The 319-nt window shown below is 67.1% G+C and carries 1 protein-coding gene; it reads right to left on the bottom strand.

Translation table 11 applies throughout. The features are described 5' to 3' along the window. Positions 1-132: 132 nt before the first annotated feature. Positions 133-319, bottom strand: a 187-nt coding sequence (locus tag ABGA94_RS16230) for a hypothetical protein (protein WP_375367801.1), incomplete at its 5' end; no start/stop codon positions are given.

Raw genomic sequence — 319 nt, 5'->3', positions numbered from 1 at the left:
GCCGGTGCCGACCTGAAGGAGTTCCAGGAATTCGACCGTCGCGGCACCGTCAATGACGCGATCCGTCGTGGCCAGGCCACCTATCAGAAGCTGGCCGAGCTGCCCTGCCCCACCGTTGATGGGGCCGGACCGTCACACGGATGAGGAGGCCGCTGCATGCCGTACGGTTCTGGCGCACTCTCGTAAAGACCGTGCGCAGTAATCCTGCGGGCCGAATGCCAGTACGCGCTCGGCCGCAGCCGGTTGCCCCAGGCTGTCGTAGGCGATGGCCACCGCATTGCGCAGCTCGGGGTCCTGCCGTGTCTTCGGCTCGACGTCG

It is taken from the genome of Stenotrophomonas sp. 3diitr2024 (genome assembly GCF_042136455.1).
Classification (GTDB): Bacteria; Pseudomonadota; Gammaproteobacteria; order Xanthomonadales; family Xanthomonadaceae; genus Stenotrophomonas; species Stenotrophomonas sepilia.
Note: the sequence above shows the minus strand (reverse complement) of the source record. Positions and strands in the feature narration are given on the sequence as shown.